Raw genomic sequence first — 6104 nt, 5'->3', positions numbered from 1 at the left:
CCGGAGGCCGCCCCCGCGCCGGATACCGCACCCGTCCTCGATCCCGCCCCCGCCCCCGTCGCCGGAGGACGCGCGGAACCGGTCACCATAGTGGTCCCGGAGGGACTGCCCGCCCCGGACGGCGTCCGACTGCCCGAGACCGTCACCGTCCCGGCCCACATGCTCGACCAGATCCCGCCCGAGTTCCGCTAGGGGTTCTGACGAGCTAGGCCGACCGGCGCCGGGACACCGCCGCGCGCAGCGCCCGCCAGCCCAGGAGGAACACCCCGGTGGCGATCGCGGCCACCACCATGAAGCTCCAGTGCGGCACCCGTCCGTCACCGATCCCGCGGATCAGCATCCCGCCGACGAGGGTGGCGACCCACACCAGGACACCCGACCGGATGGTCCCGGGGTCGCGGCGCGTGGCGAGCACCACGACCCACCCCACCACCAGACCCACCAGGAACGGCCACGCCGTCCCCCACACCTGCCCGATCCCGAGGCCCTCGGAATGGGCGCCGCGCCCGAAGGTCGCGAACACCCCCACGAGCACGACGTCCAACAGGAACATCAGCGGCAGGGCCACTCGGCTCACCGATCCCTCTCGTCACGGTGCTCGCCGCCGCCCAGCGAGCAGGAGGCCTCACCCTCCCCGGCGTCCCGGGTCCCGTCCTCCCGGACGCGCAAGAGGGGGATCGGCCCGGAGTCGTGGGGGACGGTGGCGCGCCACGGCGTGCCCCTCATCGGCCACATCGCGGCGAGACCGGCGGGCGGGGCGGCGATCACGGCTGGTTGGTCGGGGTGGAGGCGGGGCGACGACGACGAGGCGTCCTCGCGCGGGGTGTCGTCCTCCGCGGGTTCGGCATCCGGATCGATCTCCACCGCACCGCGGTAGAAGAGGAAGAAGACCACCCACCCCGCCAGCGCCACGAGGACGAAGCTGACGATGCGGTAGAGGAACACCGCCGCGAACGCCTGGTGCGCACCGAGCCCGCCCGCGGTGAGCGCGGTGATGAGCGCGAACTCGACCGTTCCCAGACCACCGGGGGTGATCGGCGCGGAGGCCACGATCTTGCCGGTAACGTAGGCGATACACAGACCGCCGATGCTGGGCTGGGCGCCGACCGCGTGGGCGGCCGCCCACAGGCAGCCGATGTCGGCGACCCAGTTGAGGAGTGAGAACGCGAAGGCCTTGGAGAACTGGGTCTTGGTCATCTCGACCGCCTCGGCCTGCTCCACGATCTTGCGGACCCCTGTCGCACCGTGGTCGGCGGGCCGGCGGCGCCGGGCGTTGACCCACGCCAACAACGACAGCAGGGCCTCCTCGATCCTGTCGGGGTTCCTGGCGGCCCACTGCACCACCACCACGATCGCCACGAGGCCGATCGCGGACAGCATCAGCAGGAACGGGTTGGACACGCGGCCCACCAGGAAGAAGCCCATCAACGCGAGCAGCACGATCCCCACCGTGGACAGCACTCCGGAGATCACCAGTTGCCACGACGCCACCACCCGGGTCGCGCCCCACTGGCGGGTCTTCCGGTAGGTCAGGGTGGTTCCGAAGACCTGCCCGCCGGGGATACAGGTCGAGAACGCGTTGGCGGAGAAGACCAGACCGACGCTCGCCCAGTACCCCACCCTGACGCCCGCCGACTGCAGCAGCACCTTCTGCACCGAGCCGTAGCTGGACATGGAGAGGTAGGAGAACACCAGCGCCACCGCGACCCAACCCCAGTGCGGGCTGGTGACCGCCGAGAACCCCTCGGCGAAGAACGGCATCTGCCCGCGGAGCCAGTAGAGGACGAAGCCCAGGACGGCCAGGGTCGCCAACGCCTTGAACCAGGGGTTGACCAGGACCACCCGGACACGACGGCGCAGGACGGCGCCCCGGGTCCCCTTCATCCCGCCACCATAACCCGCGGACCGGCCTCGGCCCAGGTTCACACTCCGGAGGTCGGGCGGGGCCTCACGCGTCGCGATCCCGTTCCCTCTCCCGCTCCCGCTCCTGCCGGAGCCGGGCGATCAGCTCCGCGGCGGGGATCTTCTCCCCGCCGCCCCCGTCCCGACGACGGTGCTCGGGCCGGGGTGCGGTCCGGAGGTCGGGTTCGGGCTCGCGCACAGGTTCGGGCGCGGGTTGGCGCACAGGTTCCGACTCGCGCACAGGTTCCGGCTCGCGCACAGGTTCCGCTTCGGGCTCGCGCTCGAGGAGCCCCACCGCCGATCCCGGCGCCTGCGTCACGGAGGGTCCGTCAGTGGGGCTCCCCGCGACAGGTCCGGCGGGTGCGGTGTCAGGGACGCCCGTCTCCGTGACCCTGACCGGTCCCGCCGACCCGACCCGGGCAGGGCCGCCCTGCAGGTGTTCGGGCTCGTCGCCGATCTCGGCCTCGCCCAGGCCGATCCGCTCCTGGACCCGCTTCATCCACCGGGGGGCCCACCAGTTGTCGGTGCCCAGCATCTGCATGACCGCGGGCACCAGCAACATGCGGATCACCGTGGCGTCGATGATCAGGGCGGCGATCATGCCGAACGCGATGTACTTCATCATCACGATGTCCGAGAACGCGAACGCGCCGGTCACCACGATGAGGATCAGCGCGGCCGAGGTGATGATCCGACCGGTGTTGGCCACACCGCTGCGGATGGCCTCGGCGGTCCTGGCGCCCCGGGATCGCGCCTCGACCATCCGGGACACCAGGAACACCTCGTAGTCCGTGGACAACCCGTAGATGATCGCCATCAGCAGCACCACCACTGGCGAGGTGAGCGGCCCCGGTGTGAAGCCGAGCAGGTCGGCGAGGTGCCCGTCGACGAAGATCCACGTGAGGATCCCGAGCGTGGCGCCCAGGCCCAGCAGGTTCATGATCGCCGCCTTGATGGGCAGCACCAGCGAGCCGAACGCCAGGAACATCAGGATCGTGGTGGCGACCAGCACGTACAACACGAACCACGGGAGTCCGTCGACCAGCGCGTCGACCGAGTCGGACTCCATGGCCGGGTTCCCGCCCACGTGGACCTCGGTGCCGGCGGGGATCGGGAACTGCTGCAGGTACTCGACGGTCTCGGCCGGTGAGTTGCGGTCGACCAGACCGGACTGCAGGACCACCACGTCGCGGCCCTGGTCGTCCTGCTGTCCGGACCGGGCGAACTGGAACGGACCGGTGAGCCCGGGCGCGTTGTTGGCCTCGGCGCGGATCTGCGAGAGCGTGGTGCCGTCCGACCCGATCACGACGAGCTTGACCGGGTCGGTGCGGGTGCCGGGGAAGTTCTGGTCGTACTGCTCCTGCGCCACGCGCGTGGTGTTGTCCGGCGGGAGGTAGGTCTCGTTGATGCCGCCGAACTTGACCCCGGAGAACGGGATGATGAGCGCCACGAGGACCACCACGACGGGCACCGCCACCGCCACCGGGTGCTTCATCGAGAAGTCGGCGACCCGGCCGAACAGCCCGTTCTCCACCTGCTCGCGGGTGCGGTGCCGCTGCAGGCGCTTGATTCCGAGCATGTCGACGCGGTGCCCCAACATCACCAGCACCGCCGGGAGCAGCGTCACCGACAGCAGCGCGGCCAGGATGACGGCGGCGATCGCCCCATAGGCCACCGACTTGAGGAAGTCCTGCGGGAAGATCAGCAGCCCGGACAGGGTCACGCCCACCATGACGGCCGAGAACACCACGGTGCGGCCGGCAGTGGCCACGGCTCTGCGTACGGCGACGACCGGTGGGTACCCCTCGGCCATCTCCTCCCGGAACCGGCTCACCACGAACAGGCCGTAGTCGATCGCCAGCCCCAGGCCGATCAGCGTGACCACGTTCTGGGCGAACGAGTTGACCGGCACCACCAACGACAGCAGGTGCAGGGCGCCGATCGACCCGAGGATCGTCAGGATGCCCACGGCCACCGGCAGGAACGCGGCCACCACGCCGCCGAACACCACGATGAGCAGGACGAACACCAGGGGCAGCGCGATGAGCTCCGCCCGGACGAGGTCGGCGTCCATGCCGTCCTGCAGCGCTCCCGCGACCGCCTGGACGCCGGCGACGTCGGTCTCGATGCCGTCGACGTCGATCCGGTTCTCGATCACCCGGAAGTTCTCGAGGATCTCCTCCTCCTCGCCCGCCAGCTGGATCGAGGCCACCGCGATGCCCTCGTCACGGTTGACCAGGGCGGGGGACTGGTTGTAGACGAAGCTGGTCACGCCGGTGACCTCGTCGGGGAACTCGTCGCGGATCGCGTCGAGCGAGGCCCGGACGGGGTCCTGGAACGCGGGATCGTCGACCGTGGTGCCCTCGGGGGCGTGATAGGTGACGACGACGTCGCCGAGCGCGTCGCGGCCGTACGCCTCCTGCTCGAGCCGCTCGGCGGTCGCCCACCCGCTCTTCGGGTCCTCGAAGCCCCCCTGACCGAAGGCGTTGCCGAACATGCTGCCCGCGACGCTGAGGGCGGCCATGACCAGGACCATGAAGAGCAGGACGGGGACGCGGCGGCGGGCGACGAACCCTCCGAGTGAGTTGAACACGGCTGCGCGCTCCTAACGCGAGTTGAGCAGGGCGGTGAGCGGCCGGAGCGGCTGCAGCCAGGCACCCTCGTCGGGCAGGTTCTCCAGGCTGACCCGGGGCAGGGGCTCCCGGAACACGCCTGGGATGTCCTCGAGGTCGAGGAATCGGATCGTGTCGTGTTGGACGGCCCAGGTGGCGTGCTCCCGGAACCCGATGACGGTGACGGGGACCTCGTCGGCGAGCTCCTCCAACGGCTCGCGGAACGCCTGGCCGTCGGCGGAGGCCACCACGACACCGGCGAGCCTGCCGGACTCGGCGCGCCGGTCGATGTGCTCGAGCATGTCGTCGTCGACATCGGAGTCTTCGCTGGTCTTGGGCTTGGCGAAGACGGCGAAGCCGACGTTGCGCAGGGCCTCGACCCAGGGGCGGACGTTGTCCGAGGTGCCCGGGACGATGTTGGTGAAGACGGTCGCCTCGGCCTCGAGGGTGTCGTTGGTGGTCACCGACAACTCGGCCGCGTACCCGAGCAGCCACCGCCCGAGCGCGTCGAAACGGGGACGGTACACGGCCGTGGGACGGCCGCCGAGGATCGAGCCCAGGCCCATGTCCACGTTGGGGGCGTCCCAGACGAGCAGCACCAGGCCCGGGGCGTCGGGCGGCACCACGTCGGAGAGGTCGTGGGCGTCCGGTCCGTCAGGTGGGGTCATCGTCTGCTGCCTCGGTCTTCTTGTAGATACGGGGTTGTCAGTCTCTACGACGCCAGAGGAACTCGTTGATCACTCGCTCCTCCTGCAGACCCTTGCCCTCGAACTTCGTCACGGGTCTTTTCAGACTGAACGGTACGTGTCCGGCCCCGGTCGTGGCGTCGAGCCGCTCGAGTGAGGGTTCCGCGTCGCCGGTCTCGGCGATCCAGTCGGCATAGTCCGCGTGGTCGGTGGCCACGTGGAGCACACCGCCGGGACGGAGGCGCGAGGAGATCAGTTCGAACGTGCCCGACTGCAGGAGCCGCCGCTTGTGGTGGCGGGCCTTGGGCCACGGATCCGGGAAGAACACGCGCACGCCGGTCAGGCTCGACGGCGCGATCATGTTGGTCAGCACGTCCACCCCGTCGCCGCGGATCATCCGGACGTTCTCGAGCCCCTCGCGCAGGATCATCCCCAGGAGCTGGGCCAGACCCGGCTGGTAGACCTCCACCGCGATCACGTCCACGTCGGGCTCGTCGGCCGCCATCGCCGCGGTCGACGTCCCGGTCCCGGAGCCGATCTCCACGATCAGAGGCGCGACGCGACCGAACAGGGCCTGCGGGTCGACGAGGTCGTCCGCCACGTTGCGGCCGTAGGTCGGCCAGTGTTCCTCCCAGTTCCGCTGCTGCCCCGGACGCAGGGTGCCGCGCCGGAACCGGTAGGCCGTGACCCTGGGGAACAGACGCGGGTCGTGGTCGGGGGTCGCACCGCCCCGGGTGTCGCCGTCCGGGGTGTCGCCGTCCGCCGGTCGGGGGCTCTCGCTCTGGTTCACCCGGTCATCATCCCGTAGTCGGCGGCCCGGGTCCGAATCCGGTGGCCGGGCGGGGCGTGCGCCGGGACGACGGGCACCGCCCGGGATACCCGCCGGACCCGGGGGAAGGTCTTG

5 protein-coding genes and 1 pseudogene are annotated in these 6104 nt (G+C 70.7%); 1 reads left to right on the top strand and 5 read right to left on the bottom strand.

Going from position 1 to position 6104, the window contains the following annotated elements; genetic code table 11:
* Window positions 1-192, top strand: a pseudogene (locus tag G6021_RS01650) (hydrolase); the annotation flags it as partial.
* 13 nt (window positions 193-205) lie between these two features.
* On the opposite strand, the gene G6021_RS01645 reads toward G6021_RS01650, so the two are convergent.
* From G6021_RS01645 to trmB, 5 genes are all read right to left on the bottom strand, one after another.
* On the bottom strand, window positions 206-577 hold the full coding sequence (locus G6021_RS01645) for a DUF3054 domain-containing protein (RefSeq protein WP_347238896.1): 372 nt from the start codon (window positions 575-577) through the stop codon (window positions 206-208).
* Window positions 574-1884, bottom strand: coding sequence for a YbhN family protein (locus G6021_RS01640; protein WP_182640529.1), 1311 nt, complete (start codon window positions 1882-1884; stop codon window positions 574-576). The genes G6021_RS01645 and G6021_RS01640 overlap by 4 nt, the downstream gene beginning before the upstream one ends.
* A 64-nt stretch (window positions 1885-1948) precedes the next feature.
* Complete coding sequence (locus tag G6021_RS01635; RefSeq protein ID WP_182640528.1) at window positions 1949-4495, bottom strand: MMPL family transporter; 2547 nt, start codon at window positions 4493-4495, stop codon at window positions 1949-1951.
* 12 nt (window positions 4496-4507) lie between these two features.
* Window positions 4508-5182, bottom strand: coding sequence for an NYN domain-containing protein (locus tag G6021_RS01630; RefSeq protein ID WP_179523595.1), 675 nt, complete (start codon window positions 5180-5182; stop codon window positions 4508-4510).
* A 37-nt stretch (window positions 5183-5219) separates the two neighbouring features.
* Window positions 5220-5990 (bottom strand): tRNA (guanosine(46)-N7)-methyltransferase TrmB, encoded by a 771-nt coding sequence (gene trmB / locus G6021_RS01625; RefSeq protein ID WP_179523596.1) that lies wholly within the window; start codon window positions 5988-5990, stop codon window positions 5220-5222.
* Window positions 5991-6104 lie beyond the last annotated feature (114 nt).

This window comes from Dietzia sp. CW19, from assembly GCF_014145265.1.
Taxonomy (GTDB): domain Bacteria; phylum Actinomycetota; class Actinomycetes; order Mycobacteriales; family Mycobacteriaceae; genus Dietzia; species Dietzia natronolimnaea.
This window is presented reverse-complemented; position numbering and strand designations above follow the sequence as displayed.

Bases quoted from the DNA above. Each gene is read 5' to 3' on its own strand.
- G6021_RS01640 (WP_182640529.1), bottom strand. From the start codon at position 1,884: ATGAAGGGGACCCGGGGCGCCGTCCTGCGCCGTCGTGTCCGGGTGGTC.
- G6021_RS01630 (WP_179523595.1), bottom strand. From the start codon at position 5,182: ATGACCCCACCTGACGGACCGGACGCCCACGACCTCTCCGACGTGGTG.